Origin of the sequence: Hymenobacter sp. J193 (assembly GCF_024700075.1) — a bacterium.
Lineage (GTDB): Bacteria > Bacteroidota > Bacteroidia > Cytophagales > Hymenobacteraceae > Hymenobacter.
The window spans coordinates 450,883-476,823 of the sequence record NZ_JAJONE010000001.1 but is presented as its reverse complement, the minus strand read 5'-3'; the positions used below and the strand labels follow the sequence as shown (position 1 = coordinate 476,823).

19 protein-coding genes are annotated in these 25,941 nt (G+C 61.8%); 9 read left to right on the top strand and 10 right to left on the bottom strand.

The window, feature by feature from the left end:
- Window positions 1-437 precede the first annotated feature (437 nt).
- The gene (locus tag LRS06_RS02115; protein ID WP_257869953.1) at window positions 438-1,124 is read left to right on the top strand and encodes an alpha/beta hydrolase; all 687 of its coding nucleotides are present in this window, start codon (window positions 438-440) and stop codon (window positions 1,122-1,124) included.
- Window positions 1,125-1,717: 593 nt separating this feature from the next.
- A complete protein-coding gene (locus LRS06_RS02110; protein WP_257869952.1) occupies window positions 1,718-4,744 on the top strand; it encodes a PAS domain S-box protein in 3,027 nt (1,008 codons plus the stop codon).
- 190 nt (window positions 4,745-4,934) lie between these two features.
- Here the strand turns inward: LRS06_RS02110 and LRS06_RS02105 are convergent, their stop codons facing one another.
- The 5 genes from LRS06_RS02105 to LRS06_RS02085 form a co-directional block, all read right to left on the bottom strand.
- A complete protein-coding gene (locus LRS06_RS02105) occupies window positions 4,935-5,582 on the bottom strand; it encodes a J domain-containing protein (protein WP_257869951.1) in 648 nt (215 codons plus the stop codon).
- The gene (locus tag LRS06_RS02100) at window positions 5,500-5,958 is read right to left on the bottom strand and encodes a hypothetical protein (RefSeq protein ID WP_257869950.1); all 459 of its coding nucleotides are present in this window, start codon (window positions 5,956-5,958) and stop codon (window positions 5,500-5,502) included. Before LRS06_RS02100 ends, LRS06_RS02105 begins: the two co-directional genes overlap by 83 nt.
- Before the next feature lie 33 nt (window positions 5,959-5,991).
- Window positions 5,992-6,906, bottom strand: a complete 915-nt coding sequence (locus tag LRS06_RS02095) for an AraC family transcriptional regulator (RefSeq protein WP_257869949.1) — start codon at window positions 6,904-6,906, stop codon at window positions 5,992-5,994.
- Between the two features lie 237 nt (window positions 6,907-7,143).
- A complete protein-coding gene (locus LRS06_RS02090) occupies window positions 7,144-8,139 on the bottom strand; it encodes an aldo/keto reductase (protein ID WP_257869948.1) in 996 nt (331 codons plus the stop codon).
- 197 nt (window positions 8,140-8,336) lie between these two features.
- Window positions 8,337-9,239: a histone deacetylase gene (locus LRS06_RS02085; protein WP_257869947.1), complete on the bottom strand. Its 903-nt coding sequence runs from the start codon at window positions 9,237-9,239 to the stop codon at window positions 8,337-8,339.
- A gap of 969 nt (window positions 9,240-10,208) precedes the next feature.
- On the opposite strand from LRS06_RS02085, the gene LRS06_RS02080 reads away from it, so the two are divergent.
- The 7 genes from LRS06_RS02080 to LRS06_RS02050 all read left to right on the top strand — a co-directional run bounded on the left by LRS06_RS02080 (window position 10,209) and on the right by LRS06_RS02050 (window position 19,284).
- Window positions 10,209-11,489 carry a PcfJ domain-containing protein gene (locus LRS06_RS02080; RefSeq protein ID WP_257869946.1) on the top strand — a complete coding sequence of 427 codons (1,281 nt, stop codon included), beginning with the start codon at window positions 10,209-10,211 and terminating at the stop codon, window positions 11,487-11,489.
- Between the two features lie 95 nt (window positions 11,490-11,584).
- Window positions 11,585-11,758 (top strand): hypothetical protein, encoded by a 174-nt coding sequence (locus tag LRS06_RS02075; protein ID WP_257869945.1) that lies wholly within the window; start codon window positions 11,585-11,587, stop codon window positions 11,756-11,758.
- Window positions 11,691-13,115, top strand: a complete 1,425-nt coding sequence (locus LRS06_RS02070) for a TROVE domain-containing protein (protein ID WP_257869944.1) — start codon at window positions 11,691-11,693, stop codon at window positions 13,113-13,115. The genes LRS06_RS02075 and LRS06_RS02070 overlap by 68 nt, the downstream gene beginning before the upstream one ends.
- Window positions 13,116-13,241: 126 nt before the next feature.
- Complete coding sequence (locus LRS06_RS02065; protein WP_257869943.1) at window positions 13,242-14,075, top strand: TIGR02452 family protein; 834 nt, start codon at window positions 13,242-13,244, stop codon at window positions 14,073-14,075.
- A gap of 1,607 nt (window positions 14,076-15,682) precedes the next feature.
- Window positions 15,683-17,086, top strand: a complete 1,404-nt coding sequence (locus tag LRS06_RS02060) for an RtcB family protein (protein WP_257869942.1) — start codon at window positions 15,683-15,685, stop codon at window positions 17,084-17,086.
- A gap of 198 nt (window positions 17,087-17,284) precedes the next feature.
- Window positions 17,285-17,662 (top strand): endonuclease domain-containing protein, encoded by a 378-nt coding sequence (locus LRS06_RS02055; protein ID WP_257869941.1) that lies wholly within the window; start codon window positions 17,285-17,287, stop codon window positions 17,660-17,662.
- Window positions 17,663-17,847: 185 nt separating this feature from the next.
- Entirely contained in the window at window positions 17,848-19,284 is a 1,437-nt protein-coding gene (locus LRS06_RS02050; protein ID WP_257869940.1) for an RtcB family protein, read from the top strand.
- Between the two features lie 181 nt (window positions 19,285-19,465).
- Here the strand turns inward: LRS06_RS02050 and LRS06_RS02045 are convergent, their stop codons facing one another.
- The 5 genes from LRS06_RS02045 to LRS06_RS02025 all read right to left on the bottom strand — a co-directional run bounded on the left by LRS06_RS02045 (window position 19,466) and on the right by LRS06_RS02025 (window position 25,839).
- Window positions 19,466-19,681, bottom strand: coding sequence for a PID-CTERM protein-sorting domain-containing protein (locus LRS06_RS02045; protein ID WP_257869939.1), 216 nt, complete (start codon window positions 19,679-19,681; stop codon window positions 19,466-19,468).
- A 79-nt stretch (window positions 19,682-19,760) separates the two neighbouring features.
- The gene (locus LRS06_RS02040; protein WP_257869938.1) at window positions 19,761-24,197 is read right to left on the bottom strand and encodes a DUF4394 domain-containing protein; all 4,437 of its coding nucleotides are present in this window, start codon (window positions 24,195-24,197) and stop codon (window positions 19,761-19,763) included.
- Window positions 24,198-24,484: 287 nt separating this feature from the next.
- Window positions 24,485-24,892: a hypothetical protein gene (locus tag LRS06_RS02035; RefSeq protein ID WP_257869937.1), complete on the bottom strand. Its 408-nt coding sequence runs from the start codon at window positions 24,890-24,892 to the stop codon at window positions 24,485-24,487.
- 429 nt (window positions 24,893-25,321) lie between these two features.
- Window positions 25,322-25,624 (bottom strand): hypothetical protein, encoded by a 303-nt coding sequence (locus tag LRS06_RS02030; RefSeq protein ID WP_257869936.1) that lies wholly within the window; start codon window positions 25,622-25,624, stop codon window positions 25,322-25,324.
- Window positions 25,573-25,839: a helix-turn-helix transcriptional regulator gene (locus LRS06_RS02025; protein ID WP_257869935.1), complete on the bottom strand. Its 267-nt coding sequence runs from the start codon at window positions 25,837-25,839 to the stop codon at window positions 25,573-25,575. The genes LRS06_RS02030 and LRS06_RS02025 overlap by 52 nt, the downstream gene beginning before the upstream one ends.
- Between the last annotated feature and the right edge of the window lie 102 nt (window positions 25,840-25,941).

The following is a 25,941-nucleotide window of genomic DNA, read 5'->3' as shown; positions in this document are numbered from 1 at the left end:
CTCCTAATTAGAGCGTGTTTGGGAATTTGAAAAGAACGTCATGCTGAGCCTGCCGAAGCATCTCTACCGCTTCGTTTGGGGCTTTTTCAACGAAGCGGTAGAGATGCTTCGGCAGGCTCAGCATGACAGAAACGACGTTTTCATAAATTCCCAAACACGCTCTTAGAGTAGGAGGATAGTTAAATTAGACATTACAGAAGCTCCAAGGCTGCCGCCGCCCCTCCCTGCGTAGCTTTGCCGCATGGCCAAGAACCCAACCCCAACCAGCTTCGCCTGAGCCCGCTGCCCTGAAACTGCTGCGCCTGAAGCTGCAGCTGCAGGCGGCCGTATCCACGGAATGGGCGTTTGGGGCGGCCTGGCGCCTGTTCACCACGCCGCGGCGGCTGCCCGAGAAGCACTGGGAAGCGGCGGCCCTGGCCGGGGCGCAGCGCTTCACGGTGCCAAGTGGGGGCTACACCCTTGCGGCCTATGAGTGGAACCCGGCCGGCCAGCGCACGGTGCTGCTGGTGCACGGCTGGGAGCACCGGGCCAGCTTCTGGGGCGCTATGGCGGCCGGGCTGGTAGCGGCGGGCTACCGCGTAGTGGCCCTCGATGGGCCGGCCCACGGGGCCTCCAGCGGCCGGCGCACCACGCTGCCGTCATTTGCCCGCGCCGTGCAGGCCGTGGCCGATGCGGTGGGCGAGGTGTACGCAGTGGTGGCGCACTCCTTTGGGGCGGCGGCCACGGTGGGCGTGCCGGTGCGGTTCAACCAGGCCACCGATGGGGAGCTGCCGCGCCTGGTGCTGCTGGCTGCGCCGGGCAGCACTACGGCGGTGGCCCAGCGCTTCGCCGCGCTCCTGCACCTGCCCCCGGCCGTGGTTGCGCGCATGGGCCGCCACATCCAGGAGCAGCACGGCCGCGACGCCGAAAGCTTTAGCCTCATCCAGGTGGGCCGCCAGTTCCCGGCCGGCCGCGCCCTGCTTTTCCACGACCGTGCCGATGAGAGCATTCCCTTCGCCGAGGCCGAGGAAATTGCCGCCAACTGGCCGGCTCTGACCTTTCGCGCCACCACCGGCCTGGGCCACAACCGCATCATGCGGGATGAAGGGGTGATAGGGGAGGTGGTGGAATGGGTAAATGGGTGAAGAAACACTGTCATTGCGAGCAGCGCGAAGCAATCCGTCCTCTGAAATGTGCTTCACGTTCTTTTACCAGAAGGCTCTTACCCGTTGCGCACGGGTAAGAGCTTTTCACGTTTCAGGGCTGGGTGCGTTGCCCAAGACGGATCGATGCCGCCTGATGCGCGGAATGTCGTGCCTGCCAGAGCGGGTTACCAGTTGAAGCCAGGCCAACGCAGCAATGAGGCAGAAAGTGGCAGACTAGCAGGTGGCGCGTTTATTCAAACCGGGTAGCGCCGGCGCTACCCGGTTTGAAGCCTCCAGCAGGCTTGGCTGATGCCCCGCGGGTCTATTGCTCGTCTAGGTTTACGCTAAGTGTTCAGGTCGCGCTCAGGAGAACAGGCTGGATACTTATAATATAAATATTCTTAAATAAGAAAGCGTTACCTTACATGATAATCAGATCTATATAAGTCATGTGCTTGTGCTGTTTTTTGCACTAAGCCTCTACTTATCAGCAATGTCAGGTGGGGGCTTATATCCCGCCAGCAGGGCAGCTCACACCACAAGCAATAAGCATCCTGCCAACACCTGCTCCCTGGGGCTGGTGAATTCACCCGATGAAAGAAAGCGAAAAAAAGTACCGGCAGCTGATTGAGGCCAGCCAGGATTTACTGGTTACCCTGAATCTGAAGGGCATTGTCCTTGATATTAACGAGGCCGCCGTGACCCTGACGGGTGTAGACCGGGACGTGTTGATGGGGAGTGACTTTTTCAACTTATTTACCGAGCCAGAACTGGTGCGGGCAGCCTACCAGCAGGTAATGGCGGAGGGGACAATCAGCAACGTGCCGTTTATGCTCCGCCACACCAACGGCAGCCTGACGGAGGTTTTGGTTGATGGCTCCGTAAACAGGGACGAACAGGGAAAGGCCCTGGGAGCGGTGTTGGTAGCCCGGGAAGTAGCCGAGAAAAACTGGGCTACGGAGCTGGGCATTGCCAACAAAGAACTGGCGTTTCAGCACAACGAAAAGGAAAAGCGGGCCGATGAGTTGAGCATCGCCAATGAAGAATTGGCATTCCAGAACGACGAGAAAGAAAAAAGGGCGCAGGAGCTGAGCGTCGCCAATGAGGAATTAGCCTTTCAGAACAACGAGAAGGAAAAGCGGGCGCAGGAACTCATAATCGCAAACACTGAGCTGGCTTTTCAGAATGACGAGAAGGAGAAGCGCGCCCAGGAATTAGGCGTTGCCAACACCGAACTGGCGTTTCAGAATGACGAGAAGGAGAAGCGGGCGGCGGAGCTGAGCATTGCCAACACTGAACTTGCTTTCCAAAACGACGAAAAGGAAAAGCGCGCTGCCGAGCTGGGTATAGCCAACAAAGAGCTGGCGTTTCAGAACGACGAAAAAGAGAAGCGGGCCCAGGAGTTAATCATTGCGAATGCGGAGCTGGCCTTTCAGAACGACGAGAAAGAGAAACGGGCTCAAGAATTGAGCATTGCCAACATTGAGCTGGCGTTTCAGAATGACGAGAAGGAGAAGCGCGCGGCGGAGTTGGTCATTGCCAATAAAGAGCTGGCCTTTCAGAACGATGAGAAAGTGAAGCGGGCGGCCGAGCTGCGCGTGGCCAACTACGCCCGGGGCCTGATTGAGGCCAGCCGCGACCCGCTGGTGACCATCAGCCCGGAAGGCAAAATCACGGACATGAATATGGCCACGGTGTACATCACTGGCATGGACCGCGAGCAGCTCATTGGCTCCGACTTCTTCGTGTACTTCACCGACCCGCAGATGGCGCGTGAGGTGTACCAGGAAGTGTTTGCCAAAGGTACGGTGGCTGACTCACCCCTCACCCTCCGCCACAAAAACGGCAAGCTGACCGATGTGCTCTTCAACGGGTCGGTGTACAAAAATGACGAGGGCAAAGTGCTGGGCGTGGTGATTGTAGCCCGCGACGTGACCGACCAGAAGCGCATTGCCACGGAGCTCATTGAAGCCAAATTTGCGGCCGAGCGTGCCACCGTGCTGGCCGAGGAAGCCCAGGCCAAAGCCGAAAGCGCGGTGAAAGCCAAGCAGCAGTTCCTCAGCAACATGAGCCATGAGATTCGGACGCCCATGAACGCCATCATCGGCTTCACGAAGGTGGTTCTGAAAACGGAGCTGACCGATAAGCAGCGGGAATACCTGACGGCCATCAAACTCAGCGGCGACACGCTGATTGTACTCATCAACGATATTCTGGATCTGGCCAAAGTAGATGCCGGCAGGATGACCTTTGAGAAAATCCCGTTCAAGCTCGCGTCGTCGGTAACGGCTATGGTGCACTTGTTCGAAACCAAGATTCAGGAGAAAAACCTGGAACTGGTGATGGACTACGATACCAAAATCCCGGACGTGCTGGTGGGTGACCCCGTGCGCCTGCATCAGGTTATCCTGAATCTGGTAAGCAACGCCGTCAAGTTTACGAGCGAAGGCACCATCACCGTGGGCGTGCGCATGCTGGTGCAGGACAAGGAAAAGGTCATCCTCGAGTTTGCGGTTACCGACACTGGTATTGGCATCGAGGAAAGCAAGCTGGATACCGTATTCGACGATTTTCAGCAGGCGACCAGCGGCACCAGCCGCTTGTACGGCGGCACGGGGCTGGGCCTGGCCATCGTGAAAAATCTGGTGGAGCCCCAGGGGGGCACTATCAACGTGAAAAGCAAGGTGGGGGTAGGATCCATGTTCAGTTTCATCCTGAGCTTTGCCAAAACGCTGGAAAAAGCCAGCGCGGACATCAACCTGAATATTGAGCGGGAAGAGGGTTTCAAAAACGTCAAAATCCTGGTGGTGGAAGACATAGCCCTCAACCAGCTGCTGATGAAAACGCTGCTCGAGGACTTCGGCTTTGAGATGGAAGTAGCCGGCAACGGCAAAATTGCCCTGGAGAAGCTGCGTACGACCCGCTACGACATCGTGCTCATGGACTTGCAGATGCCCGTGATGAACGGGTTTGAAGCCACCGAATACATTCGCAACGAGCTGCGCCTGAACGTGCCCATCATTGCCCTCACGGCCGATGTGACCACGGTAGACGTGGAGAAATGCAAGGCTGTAGGCATGAATGACTACATCTCCAAACCAATTGACGACAAGCTGCTCTACAGCAAAATCATCAAGTACCTGAAGCAGTCTGACGCCGACCAAACGGCTGCGCTGTCTGCCGTTAACGTGCCGACGCAGCCCCAGACCTGCGTCAACTTCGACTACCTGAAACGCATCACCAAGAGCGACGCCCGCATGGCTGAAATGATTGGCCTGTACCTGCAGGAGATTCCGCAGCTGGTGCAAACCATGAAACAGGCTATTGCCGAAAAAGACTGGATGGCCCTGAAACGAGCTACGCATTCCATCATTCCCACCTTTGCCACCATGGGCATGGACCCGGAGTTTGAGAATATCACCAAATCCATTCAGGCTATGGCCGTGAACCTGATTTCCGTCGGTGATGGAGCCAGCCAGGAAGTCATGACCGGGCTGCTCTCCCTGTTCTCGAAGATAGAAACGGCCTGTGCTCAGGCCGCAAAAGAGTTGGAAGGGAAACTGCTATTGCTTGCGCAGGCCCTTGTGCCGGCGCAAGCGAGTAAGTCTGTAGCCAACTGATAGGCTACGCGTCTTTCATAGGCGTTCGAATAGGCGTGCTTAGTTGGTTGAAATGCATCGAGCAGTCAGCATGACGAAAAGCTGTGCTGAACCTTGCCAGCTGGGCGCGTCGCCTACCAGCGGGCCTGCGCAGCTGGTCGAGCTGCAGCACCCGAATACTTTTATTCAACCATAAAACCATCCACCACCCTCACACTGTGTCGTGGCCTTCAGCTGCCAACTCGCGGAGGACTTCGCGCAGACCGGTGGGCTCCTGGATCAGGTGGTGGACGTGGTGGAGGTACTCGGCCTCGGCGCGGAGGTGGCGCTTGAGCTGGCGGATTTCCTGCTCGCGCTTTTTGCCGGTGGTGCCGCTGAAGCCGTTGTCGCCGAATTTGAGCTCGTTCAGTTGGGTTTTCAGGTCCAGCTGCTGTTGGTGCAGGGCCTGGGTGTAGCGTAGCAGTAGGGTATCGTCGGTAGCCGCCGCGGGTGCCGACTCGGACAGGAGCTGCAGCAAGGTGTAGAGGTCGTTGGTTTCGTAGGCCTCCGTGATGCGCTGCATGAGCTGGTTGCGCTGCTCCCGAATGGCGTCGTCCTGGGTCAGGTCGGGGTGGTGAGTACGGGCCAGCTGACGGTAGAGGGTCTTGGTGTTCGACAAAAGCACCTGCTCCTGGGCGCGGGCTTGGTAGGCGGCAGCCTCTTCGGCTTTCTGCTGCCTGGTTTTGCGCCGGGCACGTGCCGCGGCCGCGGCCTGCTCGTGCGGGGGAAGGGTGGGGTCAAGGAGCTCGGGGGCAGCAGCGGGCGGCACGGGGGGCTTCTGCGTCCTCATCATTATCATCGGCGCGGCGGCGCGGGGCATACTTGCGCAGGATTTCGGCGGCATCTTCCCCGAATCGGTTTTGCAGGGCGCGGGCATTGCCTATCAGCAAAGCCGTAATCTGCTGTTCCTCCAGGCGACTGAAATAGCCCAGCAGCAAGGCTTCCTCCAGCGGGGCAAATAGCGCCTGGCGGGCGCGTACCACTTCCTGGGCGGCGGGCCCTACCTGCTGCCAGTAGCGGCGGCGCGCCTCGGCCTGCTCCTGCTGCAGCTCGCGCAGCCGCTGCCTAAGGCCTTCTACCTGCGCCACCGCCTCCCGAAACGCCTGCTGGGCCGGGGTGCCAGGTGCTTCGGTGGGGGCGGGCGTAGGCAGCTGGTTGGCGGCGGGCAGGTCGGTAAGCGGGTTGTGCAGGTTCATGCCCGCAAAGGTAAGGAGCGGCCGCCGCGGGCTCTACTGGGCCGAGAACCGGAAGGCAGCCGGCGTCTGGCCGGTTTTGCTTTTGAACAGACGGGTGAAATACTGTGGGTACTCGAACCCCAGTTGGAAAGCGGTTTCGTTGATGGTAAGGGAGGTGCCCAGCAGCAGGGTTTTGGCTTTCTCAATAAGGGCCTGGTGAATGTGCTGCTGGGTGTTCTGGCCCGTGAGGGTGCGCAGCATGTCGCTCAGGTAAGCCGGCGACACGTGCAGGGCATCGGCAAAGTGCTGCACCGTGGGCAGGGGCTGCCCGGTGTCCTGGCGGAAGTAGGCGGTGAGCAACTCCTCAAAACGGGAAAGCAAATCGTGCTCGGCGGGCCGGCGCGTGAGGAATTGCCGGTGGTAAAAGCGGTTGGCGTAGCTCAGCAGCACCTCCAGCTGCGAGACCAGCACGTCCTGGCTGAAGGCGTCGATGGGCTGCTCGTACTCGCGACGGATGTTGTCCATCAGGCTTTCCAGGGCTTGCTCCTCACGCTCGGAAAGGTGCAGGGCCTCGTGTACCTGGTAGGAGAAAAACCCGTAGCCGGCCATCTTCTTGCCCAGCGGGTAGCGGTGCAGCAGGTCGGGGTGAAACACCAGCATCCAGCCGCTTATCTCCGAAATATCCAGCCCGTCGTTGCCTTCGCAAAGCTGCCCCGGGGCGTAAAATGCCAGCACGCCCGCGTTGAAGTCGTAGGCGCGGTGTCCGTACCGGATGTTGCCCTTCAGGTTTTTCTTGAGCGCAATGATGTAGAGCTGCCGCAGCGCCGGGCCGGTAGGCGGCGTGAGGTGGCGCGTTTTCGCCAGATCAACCACCGTAAGCAGCGGGTGCGCCGGCGCCGGAAACCCAAAGTGCTGGGTGAAATCTGAAACAGTAGCCAGTAGGCGAAAGTCTTTGGCGGGTGGTTTCATAGGGAAGAGAATGAGTTGAACGTCATGCCGAGCGTAGCGGAGGCATCTCGAATGCTGATGTTGCTAACGTCACCGTCATGCTGAGTGGAGTCGAAGCATCTCTACCGCTTCGTTAAAACGTCATTCCGAGCGAAGTCGAGGGATCTTGCGTGCTGACGTCAGAATAGCATTGCAACATCAGCACGCGAGATTTCTCGACTTCGCTCAGAATGACGGACGATTATAGGTACAACAAAATCAGAAGCCATCTGGATAGGCGGCGCCGGCGGCGCTGCCTACGGGCATAATGGCGTCGAGGTCGGCCAGCTCCTGCGGAGTCAGCACGACGCTGGCGGCGGCCACGTTCTGCTCCAGATACTTGCGGCGCTTGGTGCCGGGAATCACCACCACATCCTGGGCCAGCACCCAGGCCAGGGCCAGCTGGGCGGGCGTCACATCCTTAGCGGCGGCCAGGGTTTTGAGCTTTTCCACCAGCTCCAGGTTCTTGTAGAAGTTTTCGCCCTGGTAGCGCGGGAACAGGCGGCGGGAGTCGGTGGGCTCGAAGTCGTCGGGCGTTTTGATGTCGCCGGACAGAAAGCCCCGGCCTAGTGGCGAGTACGCCACGAAACCGATGCCCAACTCACGCGCCGCTGCAATAATGCCCTCGTCCTCCACGCGCCGATCGAACAGGGAATACTCCGACTCCAGGGCCGAAATAGGATGCACAGCGTGGGCCCGGCGCAGGATGTCGGCCGGTACTTCCGAGAGGCCCAGGTAGCGCACCTTGCCTTCTTCCACCAGCCGGCTCATGGCACCCACCGTGTCTTCGATGGGCGTGTTGGGGTCGAGGCGGTGCAGGTAGTACAGGTCCACGTAGTCGGTGCCCAGGTTGCGCAGGGAGCGTTCAATGCTTTTGCGCACGTATTCGGGGCGGCCGTTGTAGCCCCCGGTCCAGTTCTCCTGTTCGTCTACTTCGAAGCCGAACTTGGTGGCTACGGTGTATTCCTGCCGGCGGCCGGCCAGGGCTTTGGCAATCAGCCGCTCGTTGAGCATAGGGCCGTAGAGGTCGGCCGTGTCGAGCATGGTCACGCCCAATTCCCGGGCGCGGTGCAGGGTCGCCAGACTTTCGGCCTCGTCGGCCGCGCCGTACACGCTCATGCCGTTGATGCCGCCGGTCATGCCCATGCAGCCCAGGCCTTCCACGGATACGGTGAGGCCCTGGCTGCCCAGGGGTACTTGTTTGATGGTGCTCATGGTGCTTGGGGTTGGTTGCGAGATGAAAGACAAAAGCTCCTGGCCTTTGTCCGGCACAAAGGTCCCGCACTACGTCCCCAACCGGACTATACAAACCGCCGCATCTGCAACACAAAACGAGGCTCCGGTTGCCGGCTTTTGAGGCGAGGCTGGAGAGCTTTGTCACCTGTCACCTGTCACCTGTCACCTGTCACCTGTCACCCATACACCTCATACGCCACCCGGAACGTGTTGCAGTGCGCGTCCACGATGTCGCGGAGCAGCTCGGAGTAGCCGCCGCCCATGCTGACGGTCACGGGCAGCTCGTGCTGGCGGCAGAGGCGCAGCACAAACTCGTCGCGCTGGCGGCAACCCTCCTGGGTGAGGGCCAGCTTGCCCAGCTTGTCGGTGGCCAGCACGTCCACGCCAGCCTGAAAGAAGATGAAATCAGGCTGCACTTCGCTTAGCAGGCGCGGCAGCGTCTCACGCAGAATACGCAGGTAGGTGGCATCGTCGGTGCCCAGCGCCAGGGCTACGTCCAGGTCCGACTGCTCTTTGCGCAGGGGGTAGTTGGCGCCGGCGTGCATGGAAAAGGTGAACACGCGCGGCTCGTGCTGGAAAATGCTGGCCGTGCCGTCGCCCTGGTGCACGTCCAGGTCCACCACGAGTATTTGCCGGGCCAGTTGGTGATAAAGCAAATGGGCGGCGGCCACAGCAATGTCGTTGAGCACGCAGAATCCTTCGCCCCGGTCCCGGAACGCGTGGTGGGTGCCGCCCGCTAGGCTCAGACCAATGCCATCCTGCAGGGCCCGCCGCGCCGACTCCACCGTACCGGCTACACTGCTCAGGGAGCGACGCACTAGCTCGGGGCTTTGGGGCAAACCCAGCCGGCGCACCTCGGCGGGGGAGAGGCGCAGCTCCTTCACCTTGTACCAATACTCGTCCAAATGCACGCGCAGAATGTCTTCCTCGGAAGCCAGGCCGGGGTCGTAGATGTCGGCGGGCTGCGCAATGCCCTGCCACAGCAGCTGCTCCCGAATGAGGGCGTACTTGGCAATGGGGAAGCGGTGACCTTCGGGCAGGGTGATGGAGTAGTTTTCGGAGGAAGCAAGGCAGGGCATGGCGCTACTTTACGTGGGGTGGCCCGCCCGGTTAGCGGCGCCGCTGCGGTTTCCCATTTGTGTAGAGACGCATACTTGCGTCTCGCCGTCCGCGCCGGGTGCTGTTCAACCATGAGACGCGAATACACGTCTCTCCACGCTGTACGCGCTATTTACTAATGATTAAATAACGCTGGTGATAGTCTGTAATTGCTCTGAAATAACGATGGTCATCGGGTTATTATTTTCTTAAACATGATCATGGCTAAGGCGAATAAAAATAATTGAAAATATTTTATGAAAAATTTAGTTAGAACAAAATAACCTTTCTACCTTTGATCCGTTCAAAAGCCCACAAGTACAGTTTCTAACACTTCCCTCGTCATGCGCCGGCACTACAATAAATTAGCAGTTACCCCATCAATGCTGGATAGCAAGATCCAGCCGGGGTTCGGCGCGTCAGCAGCAAGGTGAAGTTCTACCGATAGAGCATCCTACCGCGAAACGCCCGAATCCTGCCAGATTCGGGCGTTTCGTTTTTCAACTATCTGTTACCCATTCTCCTGCATCCCCATGCTTACGCCCACCCAGTTGCGCTCTATGCCCGTCGCTACCCGGGCCTTTGCTACCCGGTATCCTACTGCGCTTAGCTTGTCTGACTGCTCGCTTATTCAAAGCCGAAAACGCGGCTGCGAAAAGTGTAGCAGCTAAATCCAGGCAGCAAAAACTAAATTAATACTTCGGGTTTTCACTTTCTGTTTTATTGCCTTTGATAAGGTAATACGGAAAAGTATTGCCTTAATTTTTCAAATAAATAGTTTCTAAAACGCCAGTATTCGTGCGCGAATACCTGGCTGATTTCTCACGCCCTTTTTTTCGACTCGGTATGTACGAAGGTTTCCGCATTCTGCTTTATCCGACCGCGCCCCCGGCGCCAACTGCATCTGATTTTTCAATCGGTAAACGACCCCGTGAGGGCAACCCCGACCGATGGCTAACCGCCACAAACCCCCTCCCCGACAGGCCCAGGCTGCCTGCCACTCCCTAACCGCGCTTACCCGCCGCGTCGACTGGCGCAAATGGTCGGCGGCCCGGCAAATAGAGTTTCTGTTTTCTTTTTACACGCTGGCCGAGCTTCAGCAACAGGTAGAACCCCGCTCGCCGCTGCTTGGCCGCTTTGAGCACTGGGTGCTGGGCCGCACGCTTACCGAGCGGCAAGTGACGCGTAAAGTACTGCTGGAGCTAGCGGCCAAGCGCACCGACCTGCTGCAGCGGCCCGACACGGTGGCCGCCGTGGGCGGCCTCACCCGCTACTACCTGTTTCGGGTGCGGGAGCTGGACGACTGGCAGCCCGGCAGCCGCAACGTGTTCCGGCAGCTGGATAGCCTGCTGCGCCACCTTTTCGACCAGTACGGCGACGTACCGCAGTGGGTGCTGGAGCCCTGGAGCAGCGGCCAGTTTCAGCATAGTGGCGTAGATCTGCGGGAGCTAACCATTCACTTGGGCAGTGGCCGGGCGCTGCGCAGCTTTGCGAGCGTGCCGGTACCTCTCACCAAGCGCCTGGAGCACGAAATGCGGCGGGCTCCCGGAGGCTGCAGCTTCCTCGAAGCCTTGCGCTACGGTCAGCTGGCAGCCCGGGGTGCTCTGGCGTGGATAGGGCCGGTGCTGGAATCCCGGCTGGGCCGCGAAATAGGCCCCGACGACGAGTTCTGGCTGCGTGTGGCGGATTTCTTTGCGGCCTCGCCCATGGTCGACCCACGTCACTTCGGGCCCGTCTGCGACTGGATTCACCATAAACGCACGGTAGGCATCGAGCCGGAGCCGCCGCAGCCGGGTTTCTCGCTGCAAGGCCGCACCATGGCGGGTATGCTGGCGGCGGTGGAGCAGTGGCACCAGAAGCTAAGCCGGATGCCCCGGCACGCCGGACACTTGCTCACGGCCACCTGGGTGCCGCTGCCCATCCCCGACTTCGTCAGTGGCGAAGACGAGCGGGTGCGCATCAGTCAGCTGCGGACTTACAGTGAACTGGTGGATGAGGGCCGGGCCCTGCGCCACTGCGTGGCCTCCTATCTGCAATCCTGCCAGCAAGGGCGCTGTGGCATTTTCTCGCTTAAAATTGAGGGCGCACGAGCCCTCACGCTGGAGGTGCTGCCCAACCGCCAGATTGTCCAGGTCCGTGGCCGCTACAATCGGGGCCTCAACGAGGACGAACGGTACTGGCTGAAACGCTGGGCCCGCGACGCCCAGCTAACCCTGGCCAAGTACCTGTAGCGGCCTTGCCAACCCGCTGACCACGTAGTGGTGGCAGCTACCTGGGCCGCCGTTTGGCCGCACTTCCATTCTTCTCATCCTTTTACCACTCCCTCATGCGTTTCAACTTTAGCTTCCGCAAAACTCAGCCGGCCGCCGTGGTGAACCACGAGGGGGCCGTGGCTTACCAACTCACGCCGGCCTTGGAGCTGTACGCCGCCGTTGCCACGGCTGCCCTCAGCGACCAGTTCTACGAAAAAAGCCGATACCCGCCTGCAGCGCCTGCGTGAGCTGGTGGCGCGCAACGACCCACGCTTCGTGGCCCAGCTGGCCGTGTATGCCCGTGAGAAACTCTATCTGCGCACCGTGCCCCTGGTGCTGGCCGTGGAGCTGGCCCAGATCCACCGCGGCGACAACCTGGTGAGCCGCCTGGTAGCCCGCGTAGTACAGCGCGCCGACGAAATCACGGAGCTGCTGGCTTTCTACGCCCTGGCCAACCAGCGCCAGGGCACCAAGCAGCTCAACCGCCTGTCGAAGCAGCTGCAGAAAGGCCTTGCGCTTTCCTTCAACCGCTTCGACGGCTACCAGCTTGCCAAGTATGACCGGGCCGGCCAGGTGCGCCTCCGCGACGCCCTGTTTCTGGTGCACCCCGCCGCCAAAAGCCCCGAGCAGCAACACCTGTTCGACCAGCTGGTACGCGGCGAGCTGCCCACGCCCTACACCTGGGAAACCGAGCTTTCGGCCCTGGGACAGGCGAGCTACGCCACGGCGGCGGACCGGCAAACGGCCTTCCGCCAGAAGTGGGAAGAGCTGATTGGCAGCGGCAAGCTGGGCTACATGGCCCTGCTGCGCAACCTGCGCAACATCCTCGAAGCTGAGGTTTCGGCCGGGGCTATGGCGCAGGTGGTGGCCGCTCTCACCGATGCCACGGCCGTGGCGCGCAGCAAGCAGCTGCCGTTCCGCTACCTGGCCGCCTACCGCGAGTTGCTGGCGGTGCAGTCGGGTCACGTAGCGGCTTTGCTGGCGGCGCTGGAAACGGCCATCGGCCACTCCATTGCCAACCTGCGCGGCTTCGGCCCCGAAACGCGGGTGGTGGTTGCCTGCGACGTATCGGGCTCCATGCAGCAGCCGGTGTCGGCGCGCAGCAAAGTGCTGCTCTACGATGTAGGCCTGGTGCTGGGCATGCTGCTGCAAAGCCGCTGCGCCCACGTGGTAACCGGCATGTTCGGCAACACCTGGAAGCGGGTGGCCTTGCCTCAGGGCCAGGTGCTGCGCAACGTGCAGGAGCTCTACCGCCGCGAAGGCGAGGTAGGCTACAGCACCAACGGCCACCTGGTGGTGCAGGACCTGATCCGCCACAACGAGCGGGTGGATAAGGTGATGATCTTCACCGACTGCCAGCTCTGGAACAGCACCGGCAACGATGCCTCCCTGGCTGCAGTGTGGCGGCAATACCGCCGCACCGTAGCGCCCCAGGCCCGCCTGTACCTCTTCGACCTGGCCGGCCACGGCACGGCACCGGTGCAGGTACACGAAGCCGACGGCGTGGCCCTCGTGGCCGGCTGGTCCGATAAAGTGTTCGACGTGCTCCAGGCCCTGGAAAACGGCGGCACGGCCCTCACCGAAATCCAGCGGATTGAGCTGTAGGGCTATTCTAGGCTGAATTATTCGTGTGCTTATCGTTAGCCCCGATGGTTATGAACTGCTAACACTACGCGGCCGGGCGGCGGTCAATCCGGGCCACCGCCCACAAAAACGATTTTACCTTTCATCATGAACCGCGAACAACGACAGGAAATAGCCCGCCAAACGCTCCACGCGCTAAAGCAGGGAAGCTACCAAACGGCTACCGGCACCCAAGTCGATATTGGCAATTGGCAACGCACTGCCGAAGCCGAAAGCCGATTGTACCGGCCGCAGGAAGCAGCCGCTTTGCTGACCCCGAAAGGCTCCGATGACGCTGCTACCAAACCGGCGGAAGTGCGGATCTATCATGCCACCACGCTCGCCGCGGCGGCTGATCTGGCCAGCCAGTACCAGCGGGTTACCTGCCTGAACTTTGCATCGGCCCGCAACCCGGGCGGGGGCTTTTTGGGCGGCAGCCAGGCCCAGGAAGAAAGCCTGGCGCGCTCCACGGGACTATATCCGTGCATTGCGCAGTTCACCGAAATGTACCAGCACAATGCGCACCTCAATGGCCTGTACAGTGACTACCTCATTTACTCACCCGGCGTGCCGGTGCTGCTGACGGATGAAGGCGAGTGTCTAACCGAGCCCTACCAAGTGGACATCATCACCGCGCCGGCCGTGAATGCCGGGGCACTGCGCCGCAACAACCCGGAGCTGCTCGACCAGCTGGTGCCTACCATGCAGCGCCGGATTCAGCAGGTGCTGGCAGTAGCCGCCCAAAACGGGAGTGAGGCCCTGGTGCTCGGAGCCTGGGGATGCGGTGTATTCGGCAATGACCCCGCGCAGATGGCGGAGCTGTTTGCCGAGGCCCTGGCCGAACCAGCGGTTCGCAACCAGTTCCGGCGCATCGATTTTGCGGTATTCGACCCGAAGCCGCCTTATGCAACCTTACAGGCTTTTGAACAAGCCCTTACCTGACCAACCTTTTTACTGTCATGAAATCCTTCTCCTAAAATTCTTCGGAAACAGTGCCGTAGATCAGCCATGCTTCGCCCAACTGCGATGGAGGATTTAGTTCTTCGCCGTGCTCATACCACGGAGTATTGGTAGGCTGGTCGGGTTTATTGCCTGTTTCCTTTCGCCGCGGCCAAGCAGGCGGTCGGGTGCCGTCGGAGGGCATTTCTTCGTCTGGTTGAGGGCAGTGGTCCATGAGCCACGCCCGGGGTTCGACTCCCCATGGGCCTTCCAGCCCGTTGCCCCGGCCCTTGCTTGCGCCAGTGGCCGATACCTTCACCGGGTGTCGTGGCCTTCACGTACTTCGTGTTATAAGTTCGACTCTTATCGGGCCCACCAATACCGATAGCAGATTCAGAAACCGTGTCATGAAGCTGTAGAGACGCATACTTGCGTCTCCTCGTTGAACATGCGGCACAGACGATGAGACGCAAGTATGCGTCTCTACATTGTTCCCAAAACTGCTATAACATCTGGGCCCGTAGCTCAATGGTAGAGCAGAAGTGGGGCCTTTTTTACCCCGGCGAATTTTTCTTCATCATTCAAACAGGTGCCGTAGGAACGCATTTCTTCGCTCAGAACTGGTGCCGCAAGGCGTGCAGGTGCAAACCCTGCCTCGCTGCCTTTGGGTAGCGGGTGGCGAAATGTAGACGCGCCGGTAAATAAGAGCGCTCCGCTTGTTGCCCTGTCAGAATGATTCTTACACACTCGTTGGGTGCCGTAGCCTAGCCTTACTTCGCACTTTTAATGCCCGGGTCGCGGGTTCGAATCCCGCCCACCGCTTCGGCTGTGGTAGCTCAGATTGGTAGAGCAGGATATGCAGGCTGGGCGCCCTGTTGCCCCAACGTTTTTTCATCTGTTTGCCGGGTGCCGTAGGCGGGCGCTACTTCGCAAGTTGTTTCGTAAGATTCGCGGGTTCGAATCCCGTCATTGTCTTTCCCAAGGCAATGTGGCTGAGTGGTTGAAAGCGCAATTCCCTATGTGCGCCCGCCGTTTTTTGCCCCGGTAAGCAGCTTATTTTCCTGATTGGTGCCGTAGCGCCGCCCTACTTCGATTGGGTCGATGGGGTCGGAGGTTCGAGTCCTTCCTGCTTCTTCGGGAGCAGTAGCTCAGCTGGTTAGAGTACATACGGGCTGCGTAGTTGTTGCCCAATCAGGGGTGGGCGGGCAAGGTGGCGTCGGGCAGCATTCCTTCGACTGAAAATCTGAGGCTGCCCACCTGTACCCCTTGCCCGAACCTACCTGCCTTCCCGGCCGGATGCCGTAGGCCCGCGTTACTTCGACCTGTCTTGTCGGGTAGTATGCCTCAGGTGTACCCCAATGTGCGCGGGTCGGTCTGTTGCTCCGGCTCTCAGGGAAAAACACCCTTTTTTAAGGTGGAGTGCCGTGCTATTGGAAACAGTCTGATTCAGGCAGTTCCTGCTGACATGGTTAACCACCCCGCCCTTCGGGCACCCCTCCTTCAAAAAGGAGGGGAGTTCGTTCACAGCTCTTCCTTTACCCTTGAATAAGGAAGGGAGTTCGTTCACAGTCCTTTTTTTAACCTCACGCGACTTTGTTCGCACGACTAGTATGGCCAATCAATTACGCGGCAACGACCTTCGCCAGCTCGGATTTCCCGAAGGCCGGGCCATTGGGCTGGCGCTGGCCCAACTGCAGCGCAAACACCTCAAGCGCCTCTCGCACACCGATCAGCTGGCGCTGCTCAACCTCCTTCTGCAAACCCCCAACAACTTCCTCACCGACCTCGACTGGAGCCACACGGCCGCCGCGCTGCTGCCCGTGCCCAGCCGCCACATTGCCCTCACCGAGCGCAAGCCCTACGTCACGTTCGGGGCCGAGCACATCGAGGCCGGGGCCATTCACCAGATGGAAACGGCCATGAAGCTGCCCGTGACGGTAGCCGGGGCCCTCATGCCCGACGCCCACTTCGGCTACGGCCTGCCCATCGGCGGCGTGCTGGCTACCGACAACGCCGTGATTCCCTACGCCGTGGGCGTGGATATCGGCTGCCGGATGGCCTTGTCCATCTTCGCCTTGCCGCCCCAGTACCTCACCCAGCGGGTGCAGGAGCTGCGCAACGTGCTGCTGACCACTACCAAGTTCGGCAACCGGGACGTGTTCCGGCACGGCCAGAAAATAGGCCACGAGGTGCTGGAACGCGACGAGTTTGCTTCGATTCCCTTCCTGCGCAACAAGCACGAGTCGGCCATTGCGCAGATTGGCACCTCGGGCTCCGGCAACCACTTCGTGGAGTTCGGCATTGTCGAAATCACCGACGCGACGAACGAAATGGGCGTGCCGGTGGGCCAGTACCTGGGGCTGCTTTCGCACTCCGGCTCCCGCGGGCTGGGCGCGGCCGTGGCCCAGCACTACACCAACCTGGCCAAGGACGTCTGCAAGTTGCCCGCCGAGGCTCAGCACCTGGCCTGGCTCACCCTCGACTCCGAGGCCGGGCAGGAATACTGGGCGGCCATGAACCTGGCCGGGGACTACGCCTCCGCCTGCCACCACCAGATTCATCAGCGCGTGGCCCGCGCCCTGGGTGAGCGGCCCCTGGCCAAAGTGGAAAACCACCACAACTTCGCCTGGAAGGAGCGCCTCGCCGATGGCCGGGAGGTGATTGTGCACCGCAAGGGTGCTACCCCGGCTGGCAAAGGCGTGCTGGGTATCATCCCCGGCTCCATGACGGCACCCGGCTTCATCGTGCGCGGCCGGGGCGTGGCCGATTCGCTGGGGTCCGCTTCCCACGGGGCGGGCCGGCTGATGTCGCGCACCCGCGCCAAGGCCGAGCTGGGCGAAGCCGACGTGCGCCGCCACCTGCAGCAGCACGGCGTGGAGCTCATCGGCGGCGGCCTCGACGAAGCCCCTATGGCCTACAAAGACATCCACACCGTGATGGCAAGCCAGCAGGACCTAGTGGACGTACTCGGCACCTTCACGCCCAAAATCGTGCGGATGGATGGGGCCGTGTAGGCGGCATGTGGGTAGAAGCAAAAACACCCGTCGGAATTCCCGATGGGTGTTTTTATGTTGGCAGAACGACAAACTCCCCTCCTTACCAAAGGAGGGGATGCGGCGGCGAAGCTGCCGCTGGGGTGGTTGAGCCGTCCGCGCCGTCAGAGTGCCAAATCGTGCATTGGTATATGCATCCGCCTTACTGTATATTTATTCATGCCCAACACCTGCCATCACAACCGCCAGGAGCTAAAAGGCTCCCGCCGTGAGCTGCGGAGCAACCTCACGCCAGCCGAGGCAACGCTGTGGAAGTCTCTGCAAAACGGGCAGCTGGACGGACGTAAGTTTCGGCGACAGCATAGCGTGGGACCGTATGTGCTGGACTTCTACTGCCCCGCCGAACGGCTGGCCATAGAGCTGGATGGGCAAGGCCATTTTGATGTGGTGGGTCAGGGAAGAGACGAAACGCGTACTGCTTATCTGAGCAGCTTGGGCATTTATGTAGTGCGGGTGGAAAATAAGCTGGTGTTTGAGCAATTGGCCTGGGTGCTGCAGGGGATTCGACAGGCATTTTGGGATACTAGGAGATTATAAGTAAAAGCTAGGTGTAAGCGGCCCAGACGACGCAACCACCCCAGCCGCCGCTGAAGCGGCGGCGGCCCCTCCTTTGGTAAGGAGGGGAGTTTGTTCACGTGCAACCAACCTGCCTGTCTGCTAGCTGAACCGTAACCTGCAGCGGCGGCTTTGCGGTAGAGGAGTTCCACCCTTTGCTCTTCGTTATGGCTAAAGCAACCAACAAGCTCCACGGCAAAGACCTGCGCCAGCTGGGCTTCACCGACGATAAACAGATCAGCCGGGCGCTGGATATCCTCGACCAGCGCGAGCTACGCCGGCTCGATAAAGGCAGTGCCCTGGCCCTGCTGCGCGAAATCAAGGCCGACCCGTTCAAATACGTGCGCGACCAGACCTGGCGCCCCCTGGCCCAGGAGCTGGTGCCCCAGCCCAGCCGCGACGTGCAGCTCAACCCTAGCATCAAAGACTACCGCCGCTACGGCGACGCCTTCATTGAGGATGGGGCCCGCAAGCAGATGGACACCGCCATGCAGCTGCCCGTCACCATTGATGGGGCTTTGATGCCCGACGCTCACCAGGGCTACGGCTTGCCCATCGGGGGCGTGCTGGCCGTGGACAACGCCGTCATTCCCTACGGGGTAGGCATGGACATCGGCTGCCGCATGGCCTTGTCGGTGTTTGATATGCCGGCCCGCTACCTGGAGCAGCGCCGCGACGAGCTGAAAAAGCTGCTCCACAACCACACCCGCTTCGGGGGCAAGGAAGTGTTCAAGAATCCCGCCGACGACCCCGTGCTGGAGCGGCCCGAGTTCCGGGAAATCGGGGTGGTGCGGGGCAAACGCGAAGCCGCCATCAACCAGCTGGGCTCTTCAGGCTCCGGCAACCACTTCGTGGAGTGGGGGTTAGTGGATATTACGGCCGAAGACAACGACCTGAACCTGCCCGTGGGCCAGTACCTGGGGCTGCTTTCGCACAGCGGCTCGCGCGGGCTGGGCGCGGCCATTGCCCAGCACTACACCAAGGTGGCCATGAACAAGTGCCCGCTGCCGCCCGAGGCCCGCTACCTGGCCTGGCTCGGCCTCGACACCCAGGAAGGCCAGGAGTACTGGGCGGCCATGAACCTGGCCGGCGACTACGCCTCGGCCTGCCACCACGACATCCACCGCCGCCTGAGCAAGGCGCTGGGGCAGGAGGTATTGGCCAAAGTAGAAAACCACCACAACTTCGCCTGGAAAGAGCAGCTGCCCGATGGCCGAGAAGCTATAGTCCACCGCAAGGGGGCCACGCCGGCCGGCCAGGGCGTGCTGGGCGTGATTCCCGGCTCCATGACGGCGCCCGGCTTTATCGTGCGGGGCCGCGGGGAGCAGGATTCCATTCAGTCGGCCTCGCACGGGGCGGGTAGGCGCCTTTCCCGCACCCAGGCCAAGCTCCAGGTAACTGAAGGGGAACTGCGGCGCCTGCTGCGCGACCAGGGCGTGGAGCTTATCGGGGGCGGCCTCGACGAAGCCCCCATGGCCTACAAAGACATTCACCAGGTTATGGCCCACCAGCGCGACTTAGTAGACGTGCTCGGCTCCTTCCAACCCAAAATCGTGCGCATGGACGCCGGTGGGGCCGGCAAAAGCCGTTACGGCGGCGAGTAGAGGCGGGGCTTGCCCCCGCCCGCCGTGCGTGCCGGTGGATGGCCGCATTATAACCAGGGACACAGGCAAGATCCGTACTTTACTGCATACAATTTAGTGCCCGATAGCTCAATAGCAAAGAAGGCCCGGATGCATGCATCCGGGCCTTCTTTGCTATTGAAGTGTACGACAGCTTAACGGATCAGGCTTTTTGCCGGCGGCGCAGGTGGCGCACGCCCAGGCCCACGCCGGCTGCCAGTAGCAGGGAAGCTCCCCCGTCAATGGGAACAGCGGTGGGGTCCTCGGGCATGGGGCCACCCTCGGGTGGCTCCTCACTTTGAGCATGCACCAGCGTAGTGCAGCAAAACAGGGCCAGCATGAGGCCACCGGCGCGCAGAAGGAAAGGAAGTCGGTTCATCTGAAAAGTCTAAAGCTAATTCGAAGAAAAAGGAACCCGGTAGAGCGGCCGATGCCGGAGCACCGGCCGCTCGCTAGGTTTATTGTACTACCAGGCGCTTGGCAATCAGGCCCTGGGCCGTGCGCAGCTGCACGGTGTACACGCCTGGGGCAAGGCCCCGCAGGCTCAGGCTGCGCTGGTCTGCGGCCACGGCCTGCCGCCGTACCGTCTGGCCCAGGCTGTTGACCAGCACGGCTTCCACCGGCTGCTTGCTCAGGCTGGCGGGCAGCAGCACGCGCACGGCGTCGCGGGCGGGGTTGGGGTAGAGGGCTACCTGCTCACGCAGGGCCGCCGGGGCTGCGGCCAGCACGCTGTTGGCGCTGAGCACCAGCGTAAAGCGTGGGGCCTGCAGGCCGTCGGCGGCGGTGCTGAACGCGTAGCGGGGCTGGGTGCTTAGATCCGTCAGCTGGCCGGTCTGGGCGTCGCGCAAATAGGCTTTCATGCCGGCGGGCAGGTTCAGCAGCTGGGCCGCGTGCAGGGTGTAGGTGCCGGCCGCGGGCACGCGCACCGTCAGGGGCAGCTCCGTAGAGGTAGCCGCGTCCAGGGCGGGCAGGCCGCTGATGCTCATTTCCTCGGTGCCGGCCAGCAAGGCCAGCGAGAGGCCCGAGCGGACGGGGAACTTCACGGCATCGAACCTGGCGTCGAAGCCAGGGGTAGCGCCCTGCTCCCAATAGGCGTAGGCGGCATCGGCCTGGTCTTTGCCCAACAAGTCGAGCTGCACCAGGGGGCGCTGCTCACCAGTACCGCGCTGGAAGGCCGGGTTGGCGTAGGTCGTCAGGCGGGCGGCATTGCTGAAGGTGAGCGAGCCGGTCGTGCCGGGCGTGGTCACCCGCACAAAGAAGCCCTGGGCAGCGGCAATGTTCTGGCCATTAAACGGCACCCCGTTCACGAAGGAGCTATAGTTGCCGCTGTACTGGCCCGATGAGGCGAAGATGTACACGGCTCCGTTCAGGCCTGAAGCCCCGCTTTGGTAGAGGGCCGACCAGTCGATGGGCGAGGGATAGGGGTTGCCCAGCAGGTGCCAGCCGGAGCTGGGCGCGTCGGTCGTGGTGCGGGTGAGGCCGGTTTGGGTGATGGGGCCGTTGTTGAGCGTGCCTTCGAAATCGACCAGGGCCGTGCCGGGCAGGTTCACGGTGTAGCCGCGGCCGCGCTCCAGGGGGCTGCCCAGGCTGGCCGGGGAAAACCAGCCTTTGCTGAAGGGCGCCAGCGCGGTAGCCGGGCTGGTGTCGAGGCGCTGCTCGTCATAGCCGAATACCGTGGGGTAGGGTTTCGCATCGCCCGGGGTCGGGTCGGTGTTGTAGTCGTTATTCACCACGGGCGTGAAGCCAGAGGTAGCCAGGTCGGCCACGGTCGTGCTCACCACCGGGGAGGAATAGTGGCGGTAGCCCAGGCCGTTGTTGCTGGACATGATGTAGCGCTGCACAGTGGCAGTGCCCAGCACCGCGCCGCTGGTGTTCACCACGTGGGCCGTGCCTTCGGCATTGGAGAGCAGGGTCAGGTTGCCGTTAGAGTTCAGGTTGCCGTTGAGGAGCAGCACGCGCTGCACCTGTACCGGGCCACCCGCCAGCACGCCGGCCGAGCCTACCGTGAGGTTGTTGAACAGGGTAGTTGTACCGCTGATGGTTTGCGCAGCGGCACCCATAAAGCGCACTTCGCCGGTGCCGGTGCCATCGGTCAGGCCGCCGTTATTGGTGAAGGCGCCGTTCACCATGAGCACGCCGCCGTTGGCGGTGAAGAGGGTAGCGCCGCTGCCCAGGGTCAGGTTGTTGGCCTGCTGAGCGTCATCCACCACCGGGTCGTTGGCCACGTTGGGGATGGTTACGTTGCTGGTGGCGGTGGGCACCTGCATGGGCAGCCAGTTACCGGCCGTGCCCCAGTCGGTATCCACGGCGCCGGTCCATACGTAGTCGTTGGCAACTACGGGAGCCGGCTCCAGGAAGGCGGCCAGCCCGGTCAGGTTCGAGCCCGAGCCGATGCGGCCCACGAGCGAAGCAGCGCCGGAGCCCAGGGCCACGGTGTACAGGTTGTCGGAAGTGCTGCCGGTGGGCGTGGCCACCAGGTAGGCCGTGTTGGCAGGCGTGCCGGGGTCAGCTATATCGGCGAAGATGTCGAAGTCCACGCCGGGGTTCACCGTGATGCCCGAAGCGCCTCGCACCGAGTTGGTGCCCGCGTTGGGGTCACTGAACAGGATTACCCGGTTGGTGCTCTGCTCGTAGGCGTAGAGGGCCGTGCCCGTAGCCGTGTTGTTGTCGTTGTTGGTGTAGGCGGCGGCGCTCAGGCTGCGGCCGGTGGTGCCGTCCGTCGTCACCACGTCGGTGCCCACGGTGGGGTTGAGGCGGTAGTTGACGCCATCGGCCCCAATTACCCGGATACGGTCGGGCACGGGGTTGAAGTCGAAGCCGATGCCGGCCGCGCTGGTGCCCAGGGCCAGATTGTTCACGCCGCCTACGGCCGTGAGGGCCCCGGTGGTGGTGTTCAGGGTGTAGAGCTGGGCCTGCTGGTTGGTGGCATCGTAGCCTAAGGCATACAAGGCGCCGGTAGCGGGCCGGAAATCAACCCCGGCTACCACTTGCCCGGTGCCCAGGCCGGTGATGTTCACGGCCGTCCGAATCACCTCGGGGTTGCCCGAGCCGAACGATACCAGGTTGCCGCCGGCCACGCCGTAGAGCAGACGGCCGGAGAGTGGAGCCGAGGCATTGGCTCCGGTCAGGAAGGCCGCCACATCGCGCACCGAAATGCCCCCGCCAATCACGCCCAGGCTGCTGCTGGTGGCGTTCAGCAGGGTCACTGAGTACAGGGTGCTGAAGGCCGCCGGGCTGCCGCTGCCCGCGTCCGACACCGCAAAGGCCCGGTTTATCAGGGCCGAGGGGTCGAAGTACACGTCCAGGTCGGTGTTCGAGCTGCTGTTGCCCGCAAACAGGGCGTTGCCATTCACGGCCGTCAACTCGCCCTTGTTGGGGTCGGTTTGCACAAACAGCTGGTTGCGCACCCCATCAAAATCATATAGCGTGGTGCTGGTAGCGCCCACATAGGAGTTGATGTAGGCCACCGCTCCAATGGTAGGAGTGCCCGTAGTGCCATCCACAAACTTCAGGTCACCGTCGGGCTGCACGCCCGCTTCGGCGGCGTTGCCATCCACAATGGCGCCGTTGTTGGGGTTGAGGCGGTAGTTGCTCTGGTTAAGGCCCGTCACCCGGATGCGGTCCACGGTGGGGTTGAAGTCGAAGCCGATGCCGTTGACGGCTGCGGTGGTAGTACCCAGATTCAGGGTGATGGGGCCGGAGCCCACGGGCGTAGCCACGGCCGTGCTGCGGTCAATCACGTAGAGGCGCGACTCGCCGGTGCCGGGGTTGTAGCCCAGCCCGAACAGCTGGCCGGTGTTGGGCCGGAAGTCGGTGCCTGCCAGCGTCTGGCCCGGGGCAATGCCCGTGATGGGCGTGGCCGAGTTGATAAAGCCCGGCGTGCCGGAGTAGAAGCTCAGCAGGTTGTTGTTGGAGCTCACGGCGTAGAGCAGCTGCCCGCTGGGGGCCGGAGCCGTGCGGTCAATGAGCACGGCAATGTCACTGAGCTGGTCGCTGGGGCCGCCAATCAGGGCCGGCGTTCCTATGGTGCCGTTGTCCAGGTTCAGCTGGTACAGCGTGGAGCGCTCCGGGCCGGGGCCGGGGTCGGCGGTGGCCAGCAGGAAAGCGTCGTTGGTGCGCGTGGCGGGGTCGAAGTAGATGTCGGCGTCGACTGCGGAAGCGCCCGAGAAGCCGGGCAGGGTGCCCTCTGTGTTCAGCGTGCCGGCATTCGGCGGGTTCTGGGTCAGCAGGCGGCCGGCCAGCTCGTCTATCACATACAGCGTGGTGCTGGTGCTGCCGATAAAGGAGTTGGTGTAGGCGGCCGTGCCCACGCCGGGGTTCTGGCCCGCGTTGGCGTCGGCGGCGGCGTAGGCCAGGGTACCATCGGGCTGGGTGCCGTCCAGAGTAGCGTTGCCATCCACGATGGCGCCGGTGGTGGGGTGCAGGCGGTAGTTGAAGTCGTTGGTGCTTACTATCCGGATGCGGTCCACGGTGGGGTTGAAGTCGAAGCCGATGCGCTCCGAGCTGCCGCCCAGCTCCAGGCGGCTGGCGCTGCCCACGGCCGTGGCTGCCCCGGTGCTGCGGTTGATGACGTACAGCTGGGCGTTGGTGGCCGGGGAGGCCGCCGCGGCGTTGTAGCCCAGGGCATACAGCTCGCCGGTAGCGGGCCGGAAATCAATGCCTACCAGCAGCTGCCCGCCGGCCACGCCCGAAATGTTGGTGGACGTGAGCGTGCCGGGCGTGGCAGCCGCGAAGCTCACCAGCTTGTTGTTGTTGGTGCCCGAGAGGCCGTAGATGGTTTGGGCAGAAGCCGCGCCGGCCGAAGTCAGCAGCAGCCCCAGGCCCAGGGTCCAGCGGCGAAGGGAGGGGTTGTTTCCCGGAAGGCGCAGCCGCGGCGGGAGTAGGGGTGTTGGCATACTCAGATAAGGTAAAAAAGTGAGAAATACACGTTCCTCATGCCGGGCCGTCCCCGGTATTGGGGCCGCCTTGCCTGGCTGGTGCGTGCTATGCCTACGCACCCGGTTGAGCTTGCGGATTGTATAATTGGATTAAAAGGAAGTTAAAAATTAATTATCCTAGTCAACTGCAGCTCAAATCCTTATAAGGGCATCAGGGGCTACGTAAATTCATAAAAAAAGCCCCCTCCGAAACCGGAGGGGGCGTGCAATAGGTGCGGAAGATAGCATAGCGGAACAGCCGGGGCCTAGAGGGCGGCTTTGCGGGCAGTAACGGCGGCAATGAACGTGTCGAGCACGGCAATTTCGGCCGTCAGCTCGTCGCGGTCCAGCTCTTTTTCCAGCAGGGCCGTGGCGCTGTAGTCCTCCACTTTGCCGGCCAGGTTGTTGGCGCGGGCTTGGTAGCGGAGCAGCGTGTTCTGGTTGCGGCGCCGGTCGTCGCCCTCAGGCAGGGAGTCGATCAGCGGCTGCAGGCCCGCAATCATAGCCTGGGTGGTGGCCAGCTCGGCGGCCGTGCTGGTGACGTTGCTCCAGTTGTCGAGCTGAAACTGGAGGTTGTTGAGGCGGTTGACCAGGCCGGTCCGCTCGCGGCCTTTGTCAGCCAGCAGCTCGGTGCACTGAGCGGCCGTGGTAAGTAGATTGACGGAAAACGCCATAGGTAGAAAATGGAAAAAGATGGAATAACACTGGGCCCCCGGCTTCCGCGCGGCAGCTCTTTTACTAACGGTAAGATATTGGTTTATCGTATTGATTGAATATAGAAAGATGGGTTTTTTTGGAGGAGCCACGCGGGGTAGCGCTTGATGCCCGGAATGAAAAGGAGAGAGGGGAGCCCGACGATTTTAGGCTGGAGGTTTTAAGAGCGGGTTTGGGAATTTAAAACAAAGTCGTTTCCGTCAAGCCTGATCTGGCGTCCGCTTGTCGAAGCATCTCTACCGCTTCGTTGTAAGGCTATAATTAGCCAGAGGTAGAGATGCTTCGGCTGCGCTCAGCATGACGTTCCAGCGGTCTTTTTGACAAATCCCAAACCTGCTCTTAGCTATGCTGACCTCCGGTTTAGCGGCGGGCGGGGACAAGCCCCGCCCCTACATAGTGCCGGCCAGCAGCTGCTCCAGGGCGGCGGCCTCGGCCAATAGGGCGGCGCGCCGGGCGTGCAGGCGGGCCTGGGCGGTGCTGCCGCTGCGCACCAGCTCGTCGCGGGCGGCATTGGCAAAGCCGTTGAGCCAGGGCGGGGGCGGCTCGCCGTGGGGGCAGAGGGCCGCCGTGAGGGTGGGCAGGGCCGCCAGGCGGCGCCGGGCCCAGGCGGCGCGCTCGGGCAGCAGCTCCAGCTCATAGGCTACCCTATCGGCGCGCAGGAGACAGGCGCGCTGCTGCCGCCGCAGGGCCACGGTATTGGGGGGCTCAGGGTAGACTCGGGCGGGGTGTGGTGGTAAGCCAGGGTGAGGGCGGCCTGGGGCAGGCCCGCCGGCAGGGGCAGCCCGCGCACGCCCCGCTCTACCTGCGATACCATCACCCGGCTCAAACCCAGGCAGCGGCCCAATTCCGTTTGGCTCAGGCCAAACCAGGCCCGCAGGCGGGGCAGCAGGGGCGTAGTAGTCGTCATACCCGTGGCATTTGCTTTCGCTTTTCGGGCAAGGTAAAAAACCGAAAGCAAAACCGCACCCGATTTGCTTTCAGTTTTTTGCGTTCTTCAAAAAGCGAAAGC